This is a genomic window from Pseudomonadales bacterium, assembly GCA_041395945.1.
In the GTDB taxonomy this organism is placed as follows: domain Bacteria; phylum Pseudomonadota; class Gammaproteobacteria; order Pseudomonadales; family Azotimanducaceae; genus SZUA-309.
In genome coordinates, this window is the sequence record JAWKZN010000001.1 from 2,345,244 (window position 1) to 2,369,727 (window position 24,484).

General features: G+C 62.2%; 21 protein-coding genes. 12 read left to right on the forward strand and 9 right to left on the reverse strand.

Features of this window, described 5'->3' with window-relative positions; translation table 11 throughout:
- Window positions 1-178: 178 nt before the first annotated feature.
- On the forward strand, window positions 179-937 hold the full coding sequence (locus R3E82_10860) for a PA domain-containing protein (protein ID MEZ5551380.1): 759 nt from the start codon (window positions 179-181) through the stop codon (window positions 935-937).
- A gap of 123 nt (window positions 938-1,060) precedes the next feature.
- Here the strand turns inward: R3E82_10860 and R3E82_10865 are convergent, their stop codons facing one another.
- The 3 genes from R3E82_10865 to R3E82_10875 are packed head-to-tail and all read right to left on the reverse strand — an operon-like array spanning window position 1,061 to window position 3,916.
- Window positions 1,061-1,465 (reverse strand): putative quinol monooxygenase, encoded by a 405-nt coding sequence (locus R3E82_10865; GenBank protein MEZ5551381.1) that lies wholly within the window; start codon window positions 1,463-1,465, stop codon window positions 1,061-1,063.
- 48 nt (window positions 1,466-1,513) lie between these two features.
- Window positions 1,514-2,878, reverse strand: a complete 1,365-nt coding sequence (locus tag R3E82_10870) for a DsbA family protein (protein ID MEZ5551382.1) — start codon at window positions 2,876-2,878, stop codon at window positions 1,514-1,516.
- The gene (locus tag R3E82_10875) at window positions 2,879-3,916 is read right to left on the reverse strand and encodes a glutathione S-transferase C-terminal domain-containing protein (protein MEZ5551383.1); all 1,038 of its coding nucleotides are present in this window, start codon (window positions 3,914-3,916) and stop codon (window positions 2,879-2,881) included.
- Between the two features lie 144 nt (window positions 3,917-4,060).
- Between R3E82_10875 and R3E82_10880 the strand changes: the two genes are divergently transcribed.
- Window positions 4,061-5,422, forward strand: a complete 1,362-nt coding sequence (locus tag R3E82_10880) for a hypothetical protein (GenBank protein MEZ5551384.1) — start codon at window positions 4,061-4,063, stop codon at window positions 5,420-5,422.
- A gap of 24 nt (window positions 5,423-5,446) precedes the next feature.
- Window positions 5,447-5,950: a hypothetical protein gene (locus R3E82_10885; protein MEZ5551385.1), complete on the forward strand. Its 504-nt coding sequence runs from the start codon at window positions 5,447-5,449 to the stop codon at window positions 5,948-5,950.
- Window positions 5,951-6,388: 438 nt separating this feature from the next.
- Here R3E82_10885 and R3E82_10890 read toward each other — a convergent pair whose 3' ends face one another.
- The 5 genes from R3E82_10890 to R3E82_10910 form a co-directional block, all read right to left on the reverse strand.
- Complete coding sequence (locus R3E82_10890) at window positions 6,389-6,634, reverse strand: MoaD/ThiS family protein (protein MEZ5551386.1); 246 nt, start codon at window positions 6,632-6,634, stop codon at window positions 6,389-6,391.
- A gap of 5 nt (window positions 6,635-6,639) precedes the next feature.
- A complete protein-coding gene (locus R3E82_10895) occupies window positions 6,640-8,913 on the reverse strand; it encodes a xanthine dehydrogenase family protein molybdopterin-binding subunit (GenBank protein MEZ5551387.1) in 2,274 nt (757 codons plus the stop codon).
- Between the two features lie 89 nt (window positions 8,914-9,002).
- Window positions 9,003-9,485, reverse strand: a complete 483-nt coding sequence (locus tag R3E82_10900) for a (2Fe-2S)-binding protein (GenBank protein ID MEZ5551388.1) — start codon at window positions 9,483-9,485, stop codon at window positions 9,003-9,005.
- Window positions 9,485-10,345: a xanthine dehydrogenase family protein subunit M gene (locus R3E82_10905; protein MEZ5551389.1), complete on the reverse strand. Its 861-nt coding sequence runs from the start codon at window positions 10,343-10,345 to the stop codon at window positions 9,485-9,487. Before R3E82_10905 ends, R3E82_10900 begins: the two co-directional genes overlap by 1 nt.
- Before the next feature lie 95 nt (window positions 10,346-10,440).
- Window positions 10,441-12,045, reverse strand: coding sequence for a sulfatase (locus R3E82_10910; protein ID MEZ5551390.1), 1,605 nt, complete (start codon window positions 12,043-12,045; stop codon window positions 10,441-10,443).
- Window positions 12,046-12,314: 269 nt separating this feature from the next.
- Between R3E82_10910 and R3E82_10915 the strand changes: the two genes are divergently transcribed.
- The 6 genes from R3E82_10915 to R3E82_10940 all read left to right on the forward strand — a co-directional run bounded on the left by R3E82_10915 (window position 12,315) and on the right by R3E82_10940 (window position 19,703).
- Complete coding sequence (locus R3E82_10915; GenBank protein ID MEZ5551391.1) at window positions 12,315-13,403, forward strand: DUF3047 domain-containing protein; 1,089 nt, start codon at window positions 12,315-12,317, stop codon at window positions 13,401-13,403.
- Entirely contained in the window at window positions 13,400-14,365 is a 966-nt protein-coding gene (locus R3E82_10920) for an NADPH:quinone oxidoreductase family protein (GenBank protein MEZ5551392.1), read from the forward strand. Before R3E82_10915 ends, R3E82_10920 begins: the two co-directional genes overlap by 4 nt.
- 47 nt (window positions 14,366-14,412) lie before the next feature.
- Window positions 14,413-16,764 (forward strand): CoA transferase, encoded by a 2,352-nt coding sequence (locus R3E82_10925; protein MEZ5551393.1) that lies wholly within the window; start codon window positions 14,413-14,415, stop codon window positions 16,762-16,764.
- Between the two features lie 88 nt (window positions 16,765-16,852).
- Complete coding sequence (locus R3E82_10930) at window positions 16,853-17,896, forward strand: NADP-dependent oxidoreductase (protein ID MEZ5551394.1); 1,044 nt, start codon at window positions 16,853-16,855, stop codon at window positions 17,894-17,896.
- Between the two features lie 175 nt (window positions 17,897-18,071).
- Window positions 18,072-18,488, forward strand: coding sequence for a Zn-ribbon domain-containing OB-fold protein (locus tag R3E82_10935; GenBank protein ID MEZ5551395.1), 417 nt, complete (start codon window positions 18,072-18,074; stop codon window positions 18,486-18,488).
- A gap of 3 nt (window positions 18,489-18,491) precedes the next feature.
- On the forward strand, window positions 18,492-19,703 hold the full coding sequence (locus R3E82_10940; GenBank protein MEZ5551396.1) for a hypothetical protein: 1,212 nt from the start codon (window positions 18,492-18,494) through the stop codon (window positions 19,701-19,703).
- Window positions 19,704-19,711: 8 nt separating this feature from the next.
- Here R3E82_10940 and R3E82_10945 read toward each other — a convergent pair whose 3' ends face one another.
- Complete coding sequence (locus tag R3E82_10945; protein MEZ5551397.1) at window positions 19,712-20,542, reverse strand: alpha/beta hydrolase; 831 nt, start codon at window positions 20,540-20,542, stop codon at window positions 19,712-19,714.
- Between the two features lie 105 nt (window positions 20,543-20,647).
- Here R3E82_10945 and R3E82_10950 point away from each other — a divergent pair, with 105 nt between their 5' ends.
- The 3 genes from R3E82_10950 (at window position 20,648) to R3E82_10960 (ending at window position 24,468) form a co-directional block, all read left to right on the forward strand.
- On the forward strand, window positions 20,648-21,025 hold the full coding sequence (locus tag R3E82_10950) for a DUF6394 family protein (protein MEZ5551398.1): 378 nt from the start codon (window positions 20,648-20,650) through the stop codon (window positions 21,023-21,025).
- A gap of 7 nt (window positions 21,026-21,032) precedes the next feature.
- Window positions 21,033-22,730, forward strand: coding sequence for an NAD-binding protein (locus tag R3E82_10955; GenBank protein MEZ5551399.1), 1,698 nt, complete (start codon window positions 21,033-21,035; stop codon window positions 22,728-22,730).
- 79 nt (window positions 22,731-22,809) lie between these two features.
- Window positions 22,810-24,468: a sulfatase-like hydrolase/transferase gene (locus R3E82_10960; GenBank protein ID MEZ5551400.1), complete on the forward strand. Its 1,659-nt coding sequence runs from the start codon at window positions 22,810-22,812 to the stop codon at window positions 24,466-24,468.
- The last annotated feature ends 16 nt before the right edge of the window (window positions 24,469-24,484 follow it).

Genomic DNA, 24,484 nt, shown 5'->3' on the forward strand with positions numbered 1-24,484 from the left:
ACGGCTGAGGATTTCCAGATGGTAAAGTCTCCCGGTAATCAAGAAATTCGAGCGCTGGGGGGGGTATCCGATGAACGGGAAAAAAGTTTGTTTGCGTTCCTGCTGCTCGCACTTTTCGCGTCGCTGACGGGATGCGGATCCTCCGAACCTCCATCCCCTCAGGCGCAATCCAACGCCGTTGATTCGGCCACTACTGATGCTGCAGCGCCTCGACTATCAACCGGGAGCCGCACAGGGAAGCTGGCAGCAACCCTTCGATCTGGTCGGCATCCACGCCCGTATGCCGGCTCACTGGCAATTCGACTTTCAGGGCAAATCGCTGTCGTTCCCGTGGTGGGATGGCTACATCGCCGGCAGCGGTCTACAGGAAGATCGGGTCAGTGTGGAAGATGCCGAAATCGTCTTCGTGGGCTACGGCAGCAAAGCACCCGAATACGGCTGGAACGATTTCAAGCATCAGGATCTGCAGGGAAAGATTCTGCTGATGCTCAACAACGATCCCGACTGGGATCCTGATCTTTTCGAGGGTAATACCCGTCTCTACTGCGGGCGCTGGGTGTACAAATACGAAAGTGCTGCGCGGCAGGGCGCGGCGGGTGCCATCATCATTCACGCCACGGCTTCCGCTGCGTATCCCTGGCAGGTGGTACAGACTTCCTGGTCCGGTGCGCAGTTCGAGCTGCCCGCCGGAATTGAGCCACGCATCGCGATCAAAGGCTGGCTTACGGAAAACGCCGCCGAAGAACTGGTTGCACTTTCCGGCAGACGGCTCTCGGAGCTGGTCGAGTCTGCAAGGGATCGGGAGTTCGAGCCTGTGCCCCTGGGCATCACTTCCAGCCTGGCCTTCGACAACGAACTCTCCCGCACCCGGAAGTGCCAACGTCCTCGGTCTGCTCCCTGGCAACGACCCGGAGCTGCCCCGGTGGCTGCCCGGTGATGAATTCGAAGCGGCACGACTGACTGCACTGGAAGACGTGAACGCGCGCAAAAAGCCGGGAAGCCTCTGATTTATCCGAGCTCGCTGAGAACCTGAATCAGAGGCTGGCCGGTGCAATCCGGGCTAGGGACAGATGGCGCTCACAGGCTGCACGTCGGGCGCACCGGCGAGGTGGGGGCCGAGTGCCGGGAACAGCGCCTGCACCTCCGTGGAAGTACCGTGCACCTTGCGCGCCGCCTCATCCACATAGCGCTCCATCATGTAGTAACGGCCTTCGGCACCTCTGAAGGGAGCATAGAGCACCGCTCCCGGCTCCATTTTTCGCACGGTCCGGGCGAGATTCGACAGTGCCGCTTCAAAGGCCGCCTCGCTGCCCGGCTTTACATTGAAAGTCGCCACGTAGCCGACTTCGGCAGCGTTGCATTCCTTTTCATGAGCATCCGCCATGGCAGTCGCACTCACCATCGCAGTGACGCTCGCAAGCAGCATCAGCAGGATGGTGCGCGAGACGGAATTCAGCCTGTTCATTGATCCAATCATCATCGGTCCTTGTGTTGATATTTGCAGTTCCGGTTTTCAGTGGGCATTCGGTGTTTCATTACTGGCCGTTTCCGGTGTCTCGGTGCGACCTGACCGCAGTGCGATTTCCGTCTCCACCCGCCACAGGCGATCCTGCCCCCAGCACTGAAAGGTACCATCCCGCGCGCCGCCGGACACCCGGAAGCTGGGCACCCCCCAGAGACCGGCGCTGCTCAGTGCCTGCAGATTTTCCTCGACCACGGCAATGTATTCAGCGGAACCCAGTGCGGCCGCACAGTTCGACCAGGGTACACCGATCCGCTCCACCACCTGGGCGAGCCCGGCGTCCAGGGTGATATCGATACCCTCGGCAAACGCCGCTGACAGATAGCTGCCCAGATACTCGCGTCCTTTACCCAGTCGTTCCAGGGTCGGATAGAGAGAAAACGCACGACGTACCGGATCACCGAAAGGATCGACCACTTTGCCGAAAGGTACTCCGGCCGCTTCCGCTTCCCGTTTCGTATCCATGATGATGTAGAACTGTTTCGCCCGGGGTGCCGGCACACCCCGCATCATCATCGGCATCACCGGGCGCAGGCGCAGGGTGACACCGCTGCGATCCACCAGGTCCATGGTGCGCGCGTAGCTGATGGCCGTGTAGGGACTGCGCAGGGAAGGGAAATATTCCAGCGACACTCCCGCGGCTTCTACACCACTGGCACTGATACCCGTCGGCCGCGGCACACAGGGACCTGCCGCAGGTCGGGTGTCGAAGCCGGATTCGCGCAGGCGCCGCTCCAGGTGGTAGAGGCGATCCAGGCCCCAGTACCACTCCCCTTCGAAATAGAACATGGCGCCGAGATAGTGGCCGCGGCGCTTCAGCAGGGCGTCGCCCTCATCGAGAACCTGCCGGGCCGTCCGTCCGGCTGCTGCGGCAGCACCGGACGAAGTGGAAGTGCCGATCACTTCGCCGCGCCACAGTGCTTCCCCGAGTTCCTGGGCACGGTGCACAAAGCGCTCCGAATCCAGCAGTCCGGCAAGCTGAGCACAGACTGCAAACACGCAATCCTGCTCGGGCCGCAGGGTGCCTTCCGGCAGGCTGACGCCGTAATAGCCGGCGACACTCCGGGCATCCCGCACCGCCCAGGCGTCGAATTTGTCAGGGCTGCCCTGGTAGGCGGCAGCCGGCCCCCGCACCAGATGGCGACTGAATGCCAGTCGATAACGGGATTCGAGTTCCCCCAGTTTCTGCACGGCCAGGTGACTGTAGGGATCGTCCACCTGGTGGAAGTAGTGTACCCGGGGTGGGGCGCCACTGAGACGACGTCCTAACGCAGGCAGCCCGCGTCGCACGCTGCGCAGCAGGTCGCTCGTCATGATCCGCATTGCCGTCGAGCGCACCCGGGTCTGGAGATTCATCTAGTTCCCGGCACTCAACAGCGGCTCGCAGCCGGTCCCTTCGAGCAGCTGCCGGACCACATCGGCGTCCGCCGCGCGCAGTGCCGCGAATTCCTGCCGGATCCAGTGCAGACATTTCGCCTGATAAGGGAAGGCCGGCTGGGTCCAGGCTCTGCCATCTATGGTGGTGGACATCTGCTGTTCACCTTTTTCGAGCGCAGCGGCGTTGGCCAGCAGCGCGGGCACATAGACCCTGCCCACCTCGGTGAGCAGTTCGCCCAGTGTCTCCCCCACCCTCGCCGCATCCATCCAGTCCGTGTCAGCGGCGGGATTGCCGGAAAGATCGTCCACCAGATCGACCCAGGCGAACACCCGTGGCGCTTCCTCGAGGCAGATGGCCATGGGAGTGGGGTCGAATTTGGCAAGCTGGGTGAGCTGAGCGTAGAGGGCAAAATCCGCCGAGGCCGGCCGGCTTCCCAGCACGAAAGGCTGACGCTGCAACAGGCGGTCGAACGCCGCCAGAAAGCGACGATAGCTGGCTTCGATCACGGGTGCTGTGGTGTCGTTGGATCCCACCACATACAGCCGGGAGATCTGCCGCTCGGCGACGAACTGCTTGCGTGCCGCCATCTGCTCCGGGGAAGCCGAGATGCCGGTCCACAGGGGCAGGATGGTTCCGGCCCGTTCGATGTCGGCCGCGTAATACCAGCGGTAGTGAAACATGGCCTTGGTCAGCCACTCGTCTGCGTAATCTTCGAGCAGATAGTTGAGGAAACTCAGCACAGGATTGGCCGGGATCGCAGCCCGCGCCTTGAATTCGGCTTCGAACCGGCGGATCAGCGGGGTGGAATCCACAACCGCCTCCAGCCTGCCGGAAGCTCCAGGCAAGTAGAAAGTGGGCAACAGGCTCACCTTCGGCTCTGGCATACCCAATGCTGAGGCCTGATCGCCCAGCAGCAGTTCGTAGGGCAGGTGACGATATCGCAGCAGCGCCAGCATCTTACGGGTATAGGGTGAACCCGGAACCCCCTTGAAACGCAAAGGCAGAGGAATTGTCATTGCTGTCTCCGACTGACAGGAATCCGATGGACAAAGTGCTGGAGTTGCCAGTCAGATTCAAGTGTTTACATAGCCTCAGAAGCGGATCGACGCACGATCGTGTAGAGTGCGCGACCCACGAACACCACCACCGTAGACCGACTAATGACCCATATAAAATCTCCGGCCCTGCTGGTCCTTGCCATTACCCTCGCCTGGACCACCACCGCGCTCGGCCTCGGCCGTGCGGACAACTTCGTGCTGCTGGATAACCAGGGCAGGGCTGAGGAGCTCTACTACCATCGGGATGCAGCAGCCGTAGTGCTGATCGCCCAGCGCAACCGGTGCGCCCTGGACACGGATGCGGTCACCCGGATCACCGCGACCGGTCCTTCGGTGCGGGTGTTCATGATCAACTCACTGGATTCACGCGCTGACATCCGCACCTACGCCAGCGAACACTCTCTGACTGTCCCGGTGCTGCACGACAGCGCCCAGATCATCGGCCAGGCACTGCACTTTGACCGTGCAGGAGAAGCCGTCGTTGTGGATCCGCGCAACTGGCAGATCGTCTATCAGGGCGCTCTGGGGGATGCTGGACTGAGTCAGGCAGTGTCCGAGCTGGCGTCCGGCAGCGCCGTGGTGGCTGCGGGCACCGCGAACAGCGGTATCCCTGCTGCTGCGGGCGCCGGATGCGGCATCGAATACACCCCGCTGAACGCTGTGCCTGACTACGCCGCCGACATCGCGCCGATTCTGAAGAAGAACTGCATGGCCTGTCACATCGAAGGCGGCATCGGTCCCTGGGCCATGACCGACTACCGGATGATCCAGGGCTTTGCACCCATGATCCGGGAAGTAATCCGGGTCAAGCGCATGCCACCCTGGCATGCGGATCCCGAGGTTGGCTACTGGCAGAACAGCGCCCGTCTCTCAGACGAAGACACCCGCACCCTGGTCAGCTGGATCGAAGCCGGTGCGCCGCGCGGAGAAGGGGACGACCCGCTTCTCGCAGAACGACCCATTCCGGCCACCTGGCCGCTCGGCGAACCCGATCTTGTACTGGAGATTCCCAGCTACGACATCCCGGCTTCCGGCGTGGTCGACTATCAGTTCCCGGTCGTGGCCAATCCGCTGGACCATGATGTCTGGGTCGTTGCCGCCACTATCATCCCCGGTAACTCCAAAGTCGTGCATCACGTGCTGATGGGTTCCGCCGAAAAAGCGCCGGAAAAAGGCGATCGGGAAAGTGTCTTCCAGAACTACATCATGGGTTACGCGCCAGGCAACGAATCCGCACACATGCCGGAAGGCACCGGTGTTTTCGTGCCGGTGGGTGGTGTGTACCAGTTTCAGCTGCACTACACCCCGACCGGCATTGCCACCACCGACAGCACCCGGGTCGCGCTGTATTTCGCCGATGAGCCACCTGCCAATTTCCTGCGCCAGCAGGTCGTGTTGAATCCAGCACTGAAGATTCCGCCCCAGGTTGCCGACCATGAAGAGGTGGCCTACTTCGAATTCTGAGACGACGCCACCATCTTCTCGCTGGTGCCCCATGCCCATTATCGGGGCAGGAGTTCGACCTTCGAACTGCAGTATCCGGACGGCAGCAAAGAGCTGATCCTGTCGGTGCCCAACTACGATTTCAACTGGCAGCGCACCTACAGTTTCGAGGAGCCCAAGGTGGTGCCGAAAGGTACCCGCATCGTGCACCGCACGGTGTATGACAACTCGACAAAAAACCCCAGCAACCCGGATCCTGCCCGGGAGGTGCCCTGGGGACTGCAGTCATGGGATGAGATGCTGTACGGCTCTGTGAGCTACAGCTGGAACAACGAAAGCTCGGCAAAGCCCACCCACAGCAATCTGTCTTCGAACAGTGCCCAGTTCATCGGCTTCCTTGACAAGGACATGGACGGCAAGCTCGCAAAGAGTGAACTGCCGGAGCGGATGCGCAAGCGGCTGGGCTGGTGGAAGTGGTGGTTCGTGGACACCAATTTCGATGGCGGGCTGGACCGGGAAGAGATCGAGGAGATGTTCTCGGGCGATTAGTCGCTGCGCGGGTTTGCCTTTGAGCCTTTGAAAGGAGTTCGGAGAGAGGTTGATCAGTGCGTGGGCGAGGACGGGCACTCCCGTGCCTGTTCGGTCTTTCCGAGCTTCCTGTCAGTGTGCCTGGCTGGCAACCGCGAACGCCGGTGGTGGTAAATCCTGCGCCACGCACGAATCGCGGATGGTGTTGTTGCGCTGGCTCCTCCGACCGCCGGTCTCGGATCGATCGGGAACCTGGGGTGGAGCAGGGGTTGCAGCGGGCCGTGGAGCGAGGCCGAGTGCGACGGATTGACTCGCGTGCTTCACGCGAGGCAACTCCGTCAATCGAGGGCAGCCCGGAGGGCCCGAGCGTAGGTCTGCTGCAAGCCCTGCTCCACCCCAGCCTCTCAAGCAGATCAAATTACCGACCCTTCGGAGAGAAATCCCCCCCGAAAACAGCCCCTATCCGCCCTGAATCCTCGGCAGCAGAAAAATCTCCGCATCAGCGGGGATCGGCTCCGCCCAATGATCGCGAAAAATGTCACCGTTGATCGACACGGCCACACCCTCCTCCACCCGCGCAGCCATGCGCGGATACCGCTCCACCAGCTTGCGCAGCAGTTCCCGGATGGTGGTGGCTTCGAGCCGGATCGACGCCGCCCCGTCGGCGGCGTCGCGAAGCGAACCGGTGAGATTCACTTCAAGCATCGGACTCAGCCCGACTTCTTCGTTCTCTGGGCCTTGATCGCCTTGAGAACCCGCGGCGGTGACATGGGCACGTGGTACATGCGCACACCCACCGCATTCGACACCGCGTTGCCGATGGCGGCGAGCGGCGGCACGATCGAGGTTTCGCCGACACCGCGGATGCCATAGGGGTGCTTGGGGTTGGGAATCTCCAGAATCTGGGTGTCGATAAAGGGCAGGTCCGAACAGACCGGGATCCGGTAGTCGAGGAATCCAGGATTCTGCAGGCGACCGTCTTTGCCGTACACATACTCTTCATTCAACGCCCAGCCGATCCCCTGGGCGGCACCGCCCTGAAACTGTCCTTCGACATAGTCCGGATGGATGGCCTTGCCCGCATCCTGCACCACCGTGTAGCGGATGACCCGGGTCTTGCCGGTTTCCGGATCGACTTCCACATCACAGATGTGGCTGGCGAAGGACACCCCGGCGCCATCTGCCACCACTTCGTTGTGGCCGGCGATGGGTCCGCCGGTGCGGGGGGATGCGGCAGCGAGTTCCTCGAGTGTAAGTGGTGCCAGATTGCCGTGCTGGGCACCCCGGGCAACGGCCTTACCGCCTTTCCACTCCACTTCTTCAACATCGATCTCCCAGGTCTGGGCAGCCCGCTCGCGCAGCACCCGGATGGCGTCCCGGGCGGCGAAGATAGTGGCCATACCGGAGGAGAAGGTACCCCGGCTGCCTTCGGTCATGTCGTTGTGTCCCAGGGAGCCGGTATCGGCGACGTTGCATTTCACCCGCTCGTAGGGAATGCCCAGCTCTTCCGCGGCAATCAGCGACAGCGCCGCACGCGCACCGCCCACATCGATGGTGCCGACCGCAAGCGACACGGTGCCGTCCACGCCGATATTGAGATCGGTACAGGTCTGACCGCCGAAGTTGAACCAGAAACCGCAGGCCATGCCACGGCCCTGGTTCTTACCGAGTTTCGCTTTCATGTGCGGATGCTTCTTCACCGCCTCCAGAGTCGCACCGATACCGATGGGTCCGTAAGTCGGGCCGTAGGATGCCCGTGTCCCTTCCCTGGCGGCGTTTTTGATCCGGAAATCCACCGGATCCATGCCGATGGCGGCAGCCAGCTCATCGATCGCGCTCTCCACTGCGAAGGCCGCCATGGGCGCCGACGGGGCTCTATAGGCGGTGACTTTCGGACGGTTGACGAGCACATCGAAGGCCACGGTTTTGACATTGGCCAGGTCGTAGCAGGCGTAGGCCGTCATCGCCCCGAGCATGCCCCAGATACCGGGAAAAGCGCCGTCCTGGTAACGCAGGGTCGCCGAGGCGCCAGTGATGGTGCCGTCTTTCTTCGCACCGATTTTCACATCCACGGAAGTCGAGCTGGTGGGGCCACTGCCGCGGAACACATCCTCCCTCGACATCACCAGTTTCACCGGTCGATTCGCCTTGTGGGAGAGGGCCAGGGCCACCGGCTCCATCCACACATGAGTCTTTCCGCCGAAACCGCCACCGATCTCCGATGACGTGACCTTCAGCTTGGCCACGTCCATGCCGAGCAGCGACGCACAGACATTGCGGAACACGAAATGTCCCTGGGTGGTCACCCAGAGTTCACCCTGCCCATCCGGGCCGACACTGGCGAGACAGGCGTGGGGTTCGATGTAGCCCTGATGGGTCTGTTCGGTCTTGTAGCTCCTCTCGACGATCACGTCAGCCTGGGAAAAACCGGCCTCCACATCCCCATGTCCGAACTCCGAACGCTGAGCCACGTTCGAGGCCTTCTTCGGCGGCGGGTTTACCCCCGTTGTTCGAATGTGAGGCTGCACGATGGGTGCACCCGGCTTCATCGCCTCATCCACATCGGTGACATGAGGCAGTTTTTTGTATTCCACCTTGATCAGCTTGAGCGCCTTGCGCGCAGTTTCCGCATCGATGGCGGCTACCGCAGCGACTGCGTGGCCGTCATAGAGCGCCCGGCCGCGGGCCATGCAGTTTTCGAGAATGTCGAGCATGCCGCGGTTGCCGCCGGTCAGATCCGGCAGATCCGCGCTGGTGAGGACTGCTTTCACACCCTTGAGCTTCTCCGCCTTCGATGTGTCGATTTTCACGATGGTGGCGTGTGCATGCGGTGAGCGCAGGATCGCGCCGACCAGCTGGCCCGGGGCGAAAGTGTCCGCGCCATAGCGGGCCCGGCCGGTGACTTTGTCGACCCCGTCCGGCCGCGGCGGACGGGTGCCGACAATCTTGAATTCCTGGTTGGTGAAACTTGTATCGAGTGCCACTTGATTCTCCTCGCAGCGTGTTCGCGCTGACGATTAGCTTAATTTGTACTGTCGTTGCGACCGTGCCTGCAGGGGCTGCCAGCGCCCTTTCAGCGCCGCTTCCTGCGCAGTTCCTTGCCTGCCGCGTCCACCGCCCGGACGATTTTGTCGTAGCCGGTACAGCGACACAGATTCCCCGCGAGCGCATAGCGGATTTCCTCTTCGCTGGGATCCGGATTGCGATCCAGCAGCGCCTTGGCTGCAACCAGAAAGCCGGGGGTGCAGATACCGCACTGCAGCGCGGCGTGTTCGATGAACTTGGCCTGCAGCGGATGCAGACTGTTGCCTTCCGCGAGTCCCTCCACGGTGGTGACCGTGCGCCCTTCGACTTCCGCGCCGAGCACCAGACAGGAACAGACCAGACGTCCGTCTACCGTGACACTGCAGGCACCACAGTCACCGGTGCCGCAGCCTTCCTTGGCACCGGTAAGACCCAGTCGATTGCGCAGCACATCGAGAAGGCTTTCTCCCGGCTGACAGACGAACTCGGCGGCATCGCCATTTACCGTCGTTGTGACATGAACTCCAGACATCACTTACCCCCTGCGCGCTTATAGGCGATTTCGGCCGCGCGGCGCGCGAGCACCCCGGCCACTTCGGTTCTGAATTCCACGGTGCCCCGCTTGTCGTCGATTGGACTGCAGGCCGCCTCACAGGCCGCTGCAAGTTTCGCCAGGGCTTCCGGTTCGAGGCGGGTACCGACGATGGCCTTGGCTGCTGCGGGTACCAGAACCACAGTGGGTGCCACTGCGCCCAGTGCGACCCGGGCCTTACTGATCACCCCGCGTGGACCCAGGGTCAGAGAAATTCCGGCGCTGACCACGGCAATGTCCATCTCGGTGCGGGGGATGAAGCGCAGGTAGGCGTCGGAGGATTTTGCCGGACGCTTCGGCAGGGTCAGGGCCTCGACAATCTCGCCTTTCTTCAGCGACGTCCTGCCGGGACCTGTCACGATCTGCTCGACAGCAACGGTGCGGCGTCCTTTCGGTCCCACCACGATGGCCTTCGCACCGGCTGCCACCAGCGCAGGCACACTGTCCGCGGCGGGTGAGGCATTGCAGAGATTGCCCACCATGGTGCAGCGGCCCTGGATCTGATCGGAACCGATAAGGTTGGCGGCCTCCACCACACCCGGCCAGGCTTTCTTCAATGCGGCATGCTCGCCGACTGCAGCGCCGGACACTGCGGCGCCTATTCTGAAACCGGTCGCGGTCTTCGTGATTGCCTGGGTTGCGGCGATACGCTTGATGTCGACGATCAGATCCGGCTCCACCAGACCGTTCTTCATGCGCACCAGGAGGTCCGTGCCACCGGCGAGCACAAATGCCTTGCCCCTCGCTTTCGCCATCAGCCCGACCGCTTCCTTCATGGTCGCGGGTGCTTGGTAATTCATAGGTTCACTTCTCCCCGTTGTATTTGTCTGTCTGTTCGAAATCCTACCCGCATGCTCGACCGCGGCTCAATCACTTTGCACCTGCGCCGGTACTCTTAATCACCGGCACTTTCAGCCGGCGCCGCCGCCAGGCGCCGGTCAAACAGCGGCGCCTGCTCAACGATTCCCGCCCGATGCACCTCGATGGCCTGCAGCAGGTCGGCGACCACATCGGGATTCGCGGCAGCCACATCGAAGCGTTCGCCGGGGTCTTCGCCGAGGTGGAACAGTTGCGGTGTATCGTGAACCACCCGCTGCGGCGGCATCGAGTATGCACCTTCGCTTACCAGGCGCAGCTTCCAGGGCCCTTTCCGGTATGCCTGCAGCTCTCCGGAGCGGTAATAGGGCAGCTCATTGCGCGGGCTCTTTGCTCCGCGCAGCAGGGTACCGCTGAAATCGAGACTGTCGGTCGCAGTGCCAGCACCGGCGGCACCTGGCGTATCTGAGGGGCCGGTCAGGCTCATGACTGTCGCAAACAGATCCAGGGTCGAAGCCGGATCGCGCACGACGCCCGGATGCAGTCGTCCGGGCCACCAGAAAACGGCCGGCACCCGCACGCCACCTTCGTAAGTCGTACCTTTACCGTTGGACAGATGTCCGGCGCTGCCACCATGATGCTGCATCAGCAGCCAGGGTCCGTTGTCACTGGTAAAGACCACCAGGGTGTTCTCCGCCAGTCCCTCGGCTTCCAGCGTCCGCCGGATTTCACCCGCACTCCAGTCGAGTTCTTCGATGACGTCGCCGTAGTAGCCGCCACGGCTGACGCCCACAAAGGAGTCGCTGCGGAACAGGGGCGTGTGCGGCATGCTGTAGGGCAGATAGAGCAGAAAGGGACGCTCGTCGGCGTCGCCGATGAAGCGCTGCGCCTCCCTGGTGTAACGCCGCGTCAGTGTGCGCTGGTCGGCGGGTCGTTCGAGAATTTCGTCCTCGTATCCCGCCACCCCGACACTGCTGCGGATCAGCGGTACGTTCCAGCCGTCGGCGGGGGGCGAGAAGTACCGGGCCATCCGCTGCGACTGGCGGTCGGCAAGCGCGTCCCGCGCTGCCGTGTCACCACTGGCAGCCGCAACACTCAGACGCAGCGTCTCTGCGAAGGTCACTCCGTCCGCCCAGTCCATGTCATTCGAATAGGGCAGACCATACCAGTAGTCGAAACCGTGCCGGGTCGGATAGGTATCCGGTGCATCGCCCAGGTGCCACTTGCCGATAATGGCCGTACGGTAACCGCGCTCGCGCAGCGCCTCGGCCAGGGTGACTTCGCGATCGGGAATGCCCACCGTGTCGTTCGGAAACAGGACATTGATGCGACGCCCATAGAGGCCGGTGCGGACCGGCAGGCGGCCGGTCAGCAGCGCACCGCGACTGGGCGAGCAGACCGGATCCGCCACATAGAAGTCGGTCCAGCGCTGGCCCTGTGCCGCCATGGCGTCCAGGTTCGGTGTCTGGATCGAGGGATGGCCGTAGCTGCTCAGATCACCATAGCCGAGGTCGTCTGCAAACAGGATCACGATGTTCGGCGGTTGAGATTCCGGCGTATCGGCCAGCGTATCCTGCGCAGACTGTCCCTGCGCAGCGTCTTCGCTCTGGTCAGTTGCGGGGCTGCAGGCGCCGGCCAGCAGACCTATCAGCACCAGCGCGCAGAATCTGACCCCATCTCCCATCTGATCCCCTGACAGATCTCTACCGGACCGAACCCAGGGTACGGCAGTGGCGGGAAATGGGAAACGGCGGATCGGACTTGACACAGCCTCGACCGCAGACTCTGCACCATGCACCCACAGCAGCACACGCCAACGGTCGCGTCCGTCTGCATCTCTTTTTCGACAGACTGCTACACTTGCCTGCCCCGTCCCGGGACGGAAGAGAGAGACTTATGGGCGACGCATTCAGTTGCAGCCGCGCATTCTGTGTACTGTTGGGGATACTTCTCATGGGTTGCACGGCCGATATACCGCCCTCAGATGCGCCACCGACGGATTCACCGCCATCCGATTCACCATCAATTGATCCGGTGCAGGCGCGCGCCAGCCTGAAAATCAGCAACGCCATGTCGGGCTGGCTGGCTTCCGGCATCCAGGTGGCCAGAGGCGACGAACTCACCCTGTTCGGATCCGGGGTGCTGGATGCCGAAGGCCTGAAGCTGGAACCACGCCATCTGCTCTGGTACCGCATCGGCGCGGACGCCGAAGCCAGGAATTTTTCCGCCAATCAGGAGACCTTCACTGCCGATGCGGATGGCGAGATTTTCCTCACCTTGCGCCCCCTCGGTGTGTACTGGCCCGACAGCCGCGGAACCTATCCGCAGGGATTCGCCGCTGCACCCGCCGTTCCGGTGGATTTCCGTATCGACATCGTGCGTTTCCAGGACTCGGCAACCGCCGGACTGCAGTCTCTGGCCGGGACCGGTGACACCGCCGCAGCGGCGGCACTCTCAGCCATTGCCGCACGCAAAGTACTGCCGCCGGGATTCGAACCGCTGAGCTATCTGTCCCGGTCGAATGTGTGGGGGGAGGGTACTGTCGACGGCCGTCCCGGTATCAGCGCCGAGACCAGCGACGATGTCGAAATCGTGAAGAAGCCGCTGGATATCCCGCTGACGCCGGATACGGTACTCAGCTTTCAGTGGCGCTATGACGCACTTCCTGCCCGGGGGCCGGAAACCGAAGCCGCCTTTCACGACTACCTGAGCATCGCCCTCGAGTTCGACAACGGCCAGGATCTGACCTGGATGTGGTCGAGCCGGCTCGCCGAAGGCACGCACTTCGGCTGTCCACTACCCTGGTGGGACAGTCGGGAAACGCATTTTGTACTGCAGAGTGGCGAAGCGGGCCTTGGAGACTGGTTCACCCACTCCCGCAAGGTTCTCGAGGACTATGATGCATCGATCAAGGTAGAGCGCCCCACCCGCATCGTCGGCGTCTGGTTCATCGCCAACAGTCTGTTTGCCCGTCAGCGCGCGGCAGCGAGCTTCGCTGAGGTAACCATCACCAATCCGGATCAGAAAGTGGAGATATTTTGAAAGCGGTTCATTGCACCAGGCTCGGTTCCCATCTCGACCTGGAACTGGTGGACATCGACAGTCCCGGTGCTCCGGCACAGGGCCAGGTCAAGGTGGCGCTGGCATGTCGCGGCATCCAGTTCAGCGATCTGGTGCGCATCGCCGGGGATTATCAGGTGAAATCACCGCTGCCCTTCGTGGTCGGGGGCGAGGCTGCGGGCACCATCACCGCCGTCGGTGAAGGTGTGACGGGACTCTCGGTCGGCGACAAGGTGATCTGCCCGGGTGGTTGCATCGAGGAAATCAATATCAGCAGCCGCGCAGTCACACGCCTGCCGGCGGGGGCCGATCTGAAAATCGCCGCCAGTTTCCGCAATAACTATGCCACCGCTCTGGACGGTCTGCAGCGGGCCAATCTGCGGGCGGGCGAGACGCTGCTCGTGCACGGCTCGGCTGGCGGCGTGGGCCTTGCTGCCGTGGATCTCGGCAAGCTGTTTGGAGCGCAGGTGATCGGCACCGCGAGTGCCGACGACAAGCTCGAGATCGTGACCGCCATGGGTGCCGACCATGTGATCAACTACAGCGGCGGCTTTCGGGATCGGGTGAAGGAACTTACCGGTGGCCGGGGTGCTGATGTGATCTACGATCCGATCGGCGGTGACGTATTCGACGAGTCGATGCGCTGTGTGGCGCCGTTCGGGCGGATTCTGATCGTCGGCTTCACCAGCGGTCGACCGGCACTCGCAAAGACCAATCATCTGCTGGTGAAGGATGCTTCGGTGATCGGCTACACGGTGGGTGGACTGCAGAAGCACGCACCGGAACGCAGCGCACAGAACAATGCAGTCTTGCTGGACTGGCTGGGTTCGAAGCGCATCAACCCCTATATCTCCCATGTCCTGCCGATGAGCCGCATTCAGGAAGGCTATCAGCTGATCGTGGACCGCAAGGTGGTCGGCAAGGTGATCATCACCAACGATTGAGTGCATGCCGACCAGCAGTTGCGTCGCCCAGTCAGGATCAGTGTCGGATGAATACAAACGATAGTTGTCCGCTTGATGGTGTACAGGTTCTGGATCTCAGCTCCGGTCCTGCCGGCGGACTGGCCACCATGATCCTGGCGGATTTCGGCGCCAGGGTGATACATCAGGTCGATCCGGTTTACGACTATCTGAACCAGGAGCCTTCTGCCCCCATGTGGCTGCGTGGGAAAGCCCGGGTGGATGCTGCAGACCTCCCGACCACACGCGGGCAGCCGGACACGTCCGTGCCTACGCAAGCAATCGCAGAGGCGGACGTTCTCGTCATTTCCCGACCCAGCAGTTTTCCCGAACTCACCTACGCGTACTGCGCGGCTATCAACCCGCGGCTGATCTACTGTGAGATCACTGCCGCAGGCGTCGATTCTGCACTACCTCCCTACGAAGGCGTAATCGCCGCCCACGCAGGACGGATGCAATCCATGAGCGGCATCATTCCCGGAGCGGGACCTCATTACGCGGCTGTGCCGGTCGCCACTCACGCCACTGCTCAGAACACCGCCTCCGCCGTGCTGGCGGGCCTGTATCGAAGACGACGCGACGGCCGCGGCAGCCACCTCCGTACCAGCCTGCTGCAGGGGCTGATGCCCTATGACATGGCAGGGTCCCTGTCGCTGCAGCTCCGTCCGGATACCGGGCGTGTGGATCCTGCACGTATGATGCCGACCCTCAACTACCACCCGGTGCAGTGCGCGGATGGGAAGTGGCTGCAGCTCGGCAACCTGCTGCCGCATCTGTTCGAGAGTTTCCTGCGCTGTATCGGCCTCGAGGACTGCCTCGCCCTGCTTCCGGAGCAGACCGAGGCGGTACGGGATCGAATCCTCGAGGTCATGCAGAGCCGCACCCGGGATGAATGGATGTCCCGGTTCGTCGCAGACGGAGGCATTGCCGCTCATCCCTATCTGACGGCGGAAGAACTGCTCAGCGATCCTGACATGACAATGAACGGTCATGTAGTGGAGCTGGACGGTGTGCGTCAGCTGGGCCCGCTCGCGCGACTCACACGCACTCCCGCCCGGATCACCGCCGCCGCCAAAAGCCGGTCCGCTGTCGTGGCTTCCGCTTCTCCCGCAGGCGGGCCTGCGGGGGCTCGCGCGTCAGCAGACCCGGCACCCGCCGGTGCGCACACCACCCTGCCCCTGTCCGGTGTCACCGTCCTCGAGCTCGCCACTATCATCGCAGCCCCGCTCGGCGCTTCGTTTCTGGCAGATCTCGGCGCCCGGGTCATCAAGGTCGAAGCCATTGGCGGTGATCCATTCCGCAACATGCTCGGCGGACTGGGTGCCGTGCGCTGCAACCAGGGCAAGGCAAGCATCAGTGTTGATCTGAAGACCCCGGAAGGCAGGGACATCGTGCATCAGCTGGCCACCCGGGCCGACATCCTGATTCACAATTACCGACCCGGTGTGCCCGAAAGGCTCGGCATCGGCTATGCGGATCTGGCGGTTCTGAATCCGCGCCTGGTGTATGTCTCCGCCAACGGTTACGGGCCTTCCGGACCCGGCGCCCGGCGTCCGTCTACCCATCCCATCCCCGGTGCCGCCATGGGAGGTGCGGAATACCAGGCAGGCGGCACCATCGAACGGCTGCTGTCTGTGCCGGAACTGCGCGAAGCCGCACGAAGACTCATGCGCGCCAACGAAGTCAATCCGGATCCGAATACCGCCGTGGTGATCTGCACCGCCAGTCTGCTCGGTCTGGTCGCGCGGGACACCTGTGGCTTCGGTCAGCAGATCTTCGTCGACATGTTCATAGCCAACGCCTATGCGAATTTCGACGACCTGGTGGTGTATCCCGGAAAGCCCCGGCGCCCTCCACTCGGCGACGGTCTGCGCGGGCCACATCCCCTCTACCGGCTGTATCCCTGCCTGCAGGGCTGGGTGTTTCTCGGTCTTAAACACAAGCGGGAATGGCGCGCGTTCTGCGAACTCACCGGTCGGGCAGGATCAGCCAGCGAAGATCCGTTTGCGCCCGTCGGCAGTGCAGGGCAAGCGCTGCTGGCTGCAGAACTGACCGAGCTGTTCAGCACACGCAGCGCAGAGCAGTGGGCGGTGCTGTGTGCCGACACCGGTATCGGCTGCGTGCAGGCCGATGCGCACAATCTGGCGGAATTTTTCTTCGGCCACTGCCAGCAGGGATCGACTCTCATGGCCAAGGTGCGGCACCCGTCTCTCGGCGACTACTTCCGGCACGCACCAATGATCGATCTTCCCGGGGTGCCAGCATCTCCCGCACCTGCTGTCGAGGCGGGTGCAGATGGTCGCGCCCTGCTTGGCGAACTCGGCTTTCCGGCAGAGTCGATCGACACCCTGTTCGAACGGGGTATTCTCTGGCGTGCATAGCTGACGGCATGAATACCCGTACAGGCGTTCGTGTGTCCGTATGCAGGCGCATGTCGGACACTGACAGATCCAGGATCGGAGCAGACAGATGATGGACAACCCGCACTGGCGCCTGGCCCGGACACCAACCGCAGGATGGCCCGTGCCGGAAGACTTCGCATGGCAGTCTGAACCTGCGCCGGAGCCGGGCCCAGGGCAGCTGCTGAGCCGGACAATCTATCTGTCACTGGATCCTTACCAGTGGGGGCGCCGCCGCAGCGGTACGGAAAAACCTGGCGATATCTGTCACGGCAGGACGGTCTCCCAGGTGGTAAGAAGTCGCCACTCCGGTTACGCGGAAGGCGACTTCCTCTTCAACACCCAGGGCTGGCAGACCTTCGGCCTCACGGGAGACGGTATCGATCACTTCGGCTACATGTTTCCGCGCAGGATCGATCCGGCCATCGCACCGATCTCAACGGCAGTGGGCGTACTCGGCATGCTCGGGCTCACCGCCTACGCCGGTCTGCTTGTGCAATGCGAACCGAAGCCGGGTGAGACTGTGGTGGTATCCGCGGCCTCCGGCGGTGTGGGCCAGGTGGCCGGCCAGCTCGCCAGACTGCAAGGCTGCCGGGTGGTGGGCGTCACGAGCACGGCAGAAAAGTGCGCCTATGTTCGTGATGAACTGAAATTCGATGCCGCCGTCTCCCATCTGGCAGAGGACTTTCCCGGGCAGCTCGCAACCGCCTGTCCGGAGGGCATCGACGTCTACTTCGAGAACGTCGGCGGCAGGGTTTACGAAGCTGTGCTGCCGCTGCTCAATCGGGCTGCAAGAATCACCATCTGCGGCATGATTTCCCAGTACGGCAACACCGATGGCCGCAACGCAGCAGAGGTGTGGATGGAGACAGGCCGCCCCTTTTTCGACCGACAGGGCGTCAGGCCGAGCAGTCTGTTCGTCGGAAACTACGTCGCCGACTACCAGCAGCGCTTTCTCACAGAGATGGCCGACTGGTTGCGCGACGGACTCATCAGCTACCGGGAAGATATCTGGGACGGACTCGATCAGGCACCCGGTGCGTTTGCAGCGATGCTCAAAGGCGGCAATTTCGGTAAAACGCTTGTGGCGGTGGCACCGGATCCAACCAGATAACGGCGTTTCCGACCGGCAGGTGGGAGGCAGGCTGCAGCCGCCCCCGGGTCCTGTGGTTGGCCACAGGCGCTGTGGTTGTCCACAGGCGCTGTGGTTGTCGCTCGTCGGCGTTCTGGGGTTCAATGTCGGGATCCGGACGCGTTCAGAACAATGAAGATATGAGGGAGGCAGGCCCGTGAGTTACAGCAAACCCATTCCCAACCGGGGAACACATACCGTGCCGTTCTGGGAGGGGGCGAAGCAGGGCAGACTCATGCTGCCGCGCTGTCGCGACTGCAATCGCGTGCACTGGTATCCGCGTCACATCTGCCCGATGTGTCACTCAATGAATCTCGAATGGTTCGAAGCCAGCGGCCGGGGCAATGTACACACCTTCGCCGTGCAACACATGGCCTTCGGTCCCTGGGTCAAGGAAGCACCCTACGTGACCGCCTATATCGATCTCAAGGAAGGGGATCGCATGCTCACGGTGCTGCTCGGTGTGGATCCCCTGAAGCCCGAAGAGATCCGCATCGGCGCGGAAGTCGCAGTGGAATTCGAAAAGGCCGACGACGACACATACATTCCTTTCTGGCGCGTGGTGGAGAACTAGACGATGCCTGGACAACTTTACAAAGCCGCCGCCATCGTCGGCGCTGCCGAAGCCAATGAAATCGGCTTCCTGAAAACGCCCATCACCGCGCTGCAGCTGCACATCGAAGCGATTAAAAATCTGAGCGATCAGACCGGCATCCCGATCTCGAAGATCGATGGCATTTTTTCCACCGGATGGTCTACCGAACTCTGTGAACACCTGGGCATCCGGCCGAAATACATCGACACAACCGCCGTGGGCGGCTGCTCGTTCGAAATGCACGTGCATCATGCCCTGGCGGCCATACATGCCGGCATCATCGAGGTTGCGCTGATCAGTCATGGAGAAAATGGTCATTCCCGTCGTGCGATCGGCGGTGGTGGCAGTGGCAACTACGGCGCCGGGGCCGGTGCACTGTCTCCCGCAGCCGAGATGACAATGGCCTACGGGCTGGGCAGTGCACCTTCGAACTACGCACACGCCATGGTGCGACACATGCACCGCTACGGCACTACCCGGGAAGACTATGCACACATCGCGAAGGTGACCCGCGACTGGGCCACCCTGAATCCCCGCGCGGCCATGCATTCAAAAGAAAAACACCCTTTCGGCGGTCCGATTACCGTTGCCCAGGTCGAAGAGTCGCGGCTCATCGCCTGGCCATTGACCATCCTGCACTGCTGCATGGTGACCGATCATGGCGGCGCGGTATTCGTCTGCAGCCCGAAGGTGGCTGCCAGCCTGAAAACCCGACCCGTGTGGATCGCCGGCGCCGGAGAGAGCATGAGCCACGGCAACATGCTCGAAATGGGTGACTTTACCCGCACCTCTGCCGCCCATTCCGCCGAGGCCGCTTACACCATGGCGGGCATGGGGCCCGCCGATATGGAAATGGCGATGATCTATGATTCCTTCACCATCACCGCGGCAATCACCGTGGAGATGCTCGGGCTGGCCCCACCCGGTGAAGGTCACCTGTTGTGGAAAGACGGCAGAGCCGCACCCGGCGGAAGCTTTCCCATCAATACCAATGGCGGCGGGCTGTCCTTCAATCACAGCGGCATGTACGGTATGCCATTACTGATCGAGGCTTATCGCCAGCTGTCGGGAACCGCCGAAGACGGCATTCACGGCATCCCGGGCAAACAGACCGGCGCGCGTACCTGCATCGTCAACGGCACCGGTGGCAGTCTTTCCACCACCGGCACGCTGGTGCTGGTGGCCGAGGACTGATCGGACGACTACAGAAAGGTCTGCACCGCTGCGAGGAACTCATCGGGTTTATCCAGCGGCACAGGATGACCTGAACCTGCCACCTCGATCAGCCGGCAATCCGGCACGGTTTCCATGAATCGCCGTGCCACCTCCACCGAGAGGATGTCGCTCAACTCTCCCCGAATCAGCAGCGTCGGGACTGTGATATTTCCAGCCAGTCGCCACCCCTCATCAACCGGTATTGCTTCCCGCCGATTGGTCGGATCCCGCAGCGCCCGGTCGTATCTGTAGGTCCAGCGCCCGTCATCGGTGCGCATCAGACTGTTGTCCACCCGATGACGATGGTGGGCTTCGGGTGGAATGGGATTGTCCGCACGCGCTCTTGCGAAGGCAGCTTCCCGCGAATCGAAGACGTCGCTTCGGGAGACATTGCTCTGAATGTTCTTCAGCCCCTGTGCCCCGATCTCGGGGGCGATGTCGACGATCACGAGCCGGGCGAGTTCGGCTGGTCGCCGTCCTGCGTAGGCGAAAGACACGATACCCCCCATCGACAATCCGAGCAGCGCGAAGTGCTTAAGCCCCAGCGCTGCAGCGAAAGCAGCGAGGTCCTCGACCATTTCCGGCGTTCCATAGGCGTCCCGAGGCGCCCAGCCACTCTCACCATGGCCGCGCTGATCCAGCGCAAGGACGCGATAATCGGCAGACATGGCCTCTGCCAGAGCATCCCAGCTGCGTGCATGACCCGTGTAGCCATGCAGCAGCACCAGGTCCTGTGCGTCGGCGCGTCTGCCCGGCCAGTCCCGATAGTGAAAGCGCAGCCCGCGCATTTCGATCAGTTCATCCCTCACCCTCGTCATCTCCCGCACTCCATCGAAATCATATATTCCGGGAGCATAACCGCCTGGTGCGATTTCCGCTCCTCAGGGCGTATAGTCTCTCAAGGGGACTCAGGGGGGAGTCTGATGAATCTCGAAAAAGTGGTTTTCGGTTTCTTCATCGTGCTGGCATTGACGCTGAACGTCGCCTTCGTGCTCGGTCAGTTCGATAATCCCGAATACCACAGCATCTGGCTGCTGTTCGCCGCGGTGGTAGTCAATCTGATCGCCACCGCGCTGAAACTCGGCGACCGTTCCCAGGTCGGCGCTCTGCTGCTCGCCACCGCCCTCGTCGCAGACCTCCAGCTCTTCGCGTCGGCGCTCATCTGGACTTTTGCCGACAGCAGCGCAGGCATGTTGCCCGGCACCATGGTGAATATAGTGAGTCTCGCTGCCGGTGCGCTGGTGGCGAACATCGTTTCGGTGACGATCGTGGTCAGCGACACACTGCTGTCGGGTCGGTGATCCGCAAATGGCTAAGGGCTCTGATCTCGACCGTGTAACCTCCATCGTTCTGCGGCAGATGCGGCCGCCGGTGCTGGCACTGCTGGGTGTGAACAGCCTGGGTGTGGCGGTGATGGTGATGATCCCCGGTGCGGATGGCACCCCCATGGGCATCTTCCACGCCGTCTATTTCATGTCCTATACCGCGAGTACCACCGGCTTCGGTGAACTGCCGGTCGCCTTCAGTGATGGCCAGCGCCTGTGGGCGACGGTGTGCATCTACATGAGCGTGGTTGCCTGGATCTATGCGATCGGCAGCATCATCCGCCTCGTGCAGAATCCGCACTTCGTGCTCGCCCTCGCCCAGGCACGCTTCGCGCGCGCCGTGGCCCGGATCAGCGAACCCTTCATCATCATCTGTGGTTTCGGTGATACCGGCAGCCTGCTCGCCCGGGGATTGAGCGACAACCGGATGACCGGGGTCGTCATCGACACCGATCCGGAGCGGATCAAAGCACTCAATCTCCGGGACTACGAAGTCGCGATGCCGGGACTCGAAGGTGATGCCAGTGTGCCGAAGAACCTTCAGGATGCCGGTATTTCCCGGGAGAACTGCCGCGGTGTGGTGCTGCTCACCGGAGATGAAGACGTCAACCTCAAGATCGCAGTCATGACCCGCCTGCTCAATCCCCGTGCGGAAGTGATCTGCCGGTCAAAGTCCCGCATTCACGATGAGGAGTTGCGCAGCCTCGGATCGGTAATTCTCGCGGACCCCTTCGAGACCTTTGCCCGGGAGCTGGGTTTCGCGCTGCACCAGCCCCCGCTGCACACCCTGGATGAGTGGCTGGTCGGCGTGCACGGTGTGACGCTGGAACGCATGATTTCTTATCGCCGCGGTACCTGGGTGCTGGTCGGCTATGGCAGGTTGGGACGCTGGCTGTACAAATCCCTGCGGGAGTGGGGGGTGCGGGTGGTGGTGGTCGATCCGGCCGTCGACACCGCGGAAGAAGTCGAACACAGGGTCGCAGGACTGGCGACCCGGGCCAACCTCATCGAGGCAGGTGTCGCCGATGCCGCAGGCATCGTGACAGCCACAGACAATGATGCGGACAATCTCGCCGCCCTGCTCACCGCGCGCAGCGTAAACCCCCACGCCCACCTGATCGTGCGACAGAACAATCACGAAAACGAACTCGCCTTCAACGCCGCCTCCGCGGATCTGATCATGCAGCCGAGTCTCGTGATCGCCAGGCGCATTCTGCTGCGACTCATCTCGCCCCTGATTCAGGAGCTGCTCGAGCACCTGGAAACACATCCCCAGTATCTGAGCGAGCATGTCTATCCCAGACTCCAGCGCACCGTGGGTAAGAAAAACCCTGCCCTGTGGACACTGCGGATGGGTGACCCGGATCTGCCCGCAGTAGCGGAATATCTGGCGCGGCATGGCGCCATCCGGGCGCAGGATCTGTTCCGGGATCCGCGCAATCGCGAACAATGCCTCGACTGTGTGCCCCTGATGCTCCGGCGCGGTGAAAGCCGGGTGGTGATGCCTGAGGATGACTACGAAGTGGTCGCTGGCGATGAACTGCTGATCTGCAGTACCCCGGATGCCAAACGCCGGGCCCTGGCCAGTCTTGCAGACGTCTACACCCTCGAGTTTCTGACGACCGGCCAGTCACCGCCCCGCGCCTATGTGATCCGCCGACTGCAGGCGGCTTTCAGATAGTTGCGCCGAACTCGTGTCTGGTAATGAACCGCATTATTTCAAGGTCTAAGATGGCGCATTGCAGGATTCCGGAGGATTCGTGAAGAAGCTCAGCGCCCTATTCCTCGTGATTGCAGTCGTCCTGTTCGCTGCCTGGCAGAGCCGTATCGACCTGCTGGTATGGGGTGCGCCCAAGGTGCGCGCACTGCTCAATCCGGTCGCGCCGAACGTGCCGGTAGAGTGGTCACAGGGCCCCTTCAGCGCCAGTGCACCAGCCGCCGGGCGCCCACCCAATATCATTCTGATCCTCGCGGACGACATGGGCTTCAACGATATCTCTCTTTACAATGGCGGCGCCGCGGATGGCACGGTGATGACGCCGAACATAGACGCGCTTGCCCACCAGGGGGTCGCGTTCAATAACGGCTATGCCGCCAATGCAGTCTGCGCCCCTTCCCGGGCCAGTATCATGACCGGGCGCTACTCGACCCGCTTCGGGTTCGAGTTCACCCCCTTCTTCAGAAGCGGCGCCACCATCTTTCAGTGGATGCAGGACATTGAGCAGCCTGTGCTGCCCTCCTTCATCAATCACGAAGCCCTCGCAGACCTGCCACCCATGGCGGAGCTGGGTATGCCGCCCGGGGAAGTCACCATCGCGGAGGTGCTGAAAGCGGCCGGTTACTACACCGCGCACATCGGCAAGTGGCATCTGGGCGGTTCCAGCGGCATGCGGCCCGAAGATCAGGGGTTTGACGACAGCCTGTACATGAACGGAATGCTGTATCTGCCAGAGAATGATCCCGGGGTGGTGAACGCCAAACGGGAAGATAACGGCATCGAGCGCATGGTCTGGGCCAATGCGCACTACGCTGCCTCATTCAACGGGGGCGAAGCTTTCGAACCCGATGGCTATCTCACCGACTACTACACCGACGAAGCGGTGAAGGTGATTGAGCACAATCGCAATCGACCCTTCTTTCTCTATCTCGCCCACTGGGGCATCCACAATCCGCTCCAGGCTACCCGGGAAGATTACGATGCTTTTTCCCACATAGAAGACCACACCCTGCGGGTCTACGCCGGCATGATCCGCGCGCTGGACCGCGGTGTCGGACGGGTAGTTGACGCACTCGAACAGAATGGACTGACTGAAAACACACTGATCGTCTTCACCAGCGACAACGGCGGCGCGGGGTACATTGGACTGCCGGATGTGAACAGGCCCTATCGCGGCTGGAAACTGACTCACTTCGAAGGGGGTACCCATGTGCCCTTCATGGCCAAGTGGCCGGCGCGCATCCATCCGGGTACGCAGTACAACCACAAAGTCCATCACCTCGATCTCTTCCATACCTTTGCAGCTGCCGGTGGTGGCGAACTGCCGGTGGGACCGAAGCTCGACGGTGTGGATCTGCTGCCCTATCTGCGCAGTGAAGCGCCGGGCGAACCCCACGAAACCCTGTTCTGGCGGGAGGGGTATCACCAGTCCGTGCAGCACCAGGGCTGGAAGCTCATCCGCTCCGATCTGCCTGCCGATGCGAAGTGGCTGTTCCATCTCACCGAAGACCCGACCGAACAGGTTAACCTCGCCACCCGCCTGCCCGCTCGGGTTGCAGAACTCGAAGCACTGCTGGCCGCCCACAACGCCGAACAGGTTGATCCGCTGTGGCCGAGCATCACCCAGTCTCCACAGCTCATCGACAAGCATGGCGGACAACCCTATGTGGAAGGTGACGAGTACATCTACTGGCCGAACTGACAATGCGCAGCTGAAC